1 protein-coding gene and 1 rRNA gene are annotated in these 562 nt (G+C 48.4%); both read right to left on the reverse strand.

Annotation, left to right across the window (positions count from 1 at the left end; translation table 11 throughout):
- A partial coding sequence (locus tag AC1DWB_RS37075; RefSeq protein WP_477546015.1) for an IMP dehydrogenase occupies nt 1-159 on the reverse strand: 159 nt, incomplete at its 3' end.
- Nucleotides 160-383: 224 nt separating this feature from the next.
- Nucleotides 384-500, reverse strand: a 5S ribosomal RNA gene (gene rrf, locus AC1DWB_RS37080).
- Nucleotides 501-562: the final 62 nt, after the last annotated feature.

Here is a 562-nt window from a genome sequence, read left to right on the forward strand (position 1 = left end):
ATCCATCGCTGAACTGATCAGCGGAATGTTCAATTTAATCTTCTTAGACAGCTGCGTAGACACATCGACTTCCTTCGGGCCGAAAACCTCTGACTTCCTTGGAATTAACAAGACATCGTCGAATGTTAATCCTTCTTTAGCAAACTTCGTTTCCCACACGAATAAGTCCCCCTCTGTCTAATATGGTGATCAAGCCAAAAATATATTATTGCCATAGTAACAAATCCCCTTTTGAGGGTCAAGGCCAATCACCCGATAGCCCAAACTTTCCATGGAAAACATGCTCGTCCCAGCCTGATTCTGATTATTATGTGCGCAATTGCATAAAAAAAGCCAAAGTGCTCTGCCGGAGATTAGTCCGGAGAGCACTTTGGCTTTGTGTGGCTTGGCAACGTCCTACTCTCCCAGGACCCTGCGGTCCAAGTACCATCGGCGCTGGAGGGCTTAACGGTCGTGTTCGGGATGGGAACGCGTGGTTCCCCTCCGCCATCGTCACCAAACGAATTGCGCGGGCCCCAAAGGGCGATACAGAGAATTATTCCCTGAAAACTGGATGCGAAAG

The sequence above is a fragment of the Paenibacillus sp. P4_E11 genome, assembly GCF_056401635.1.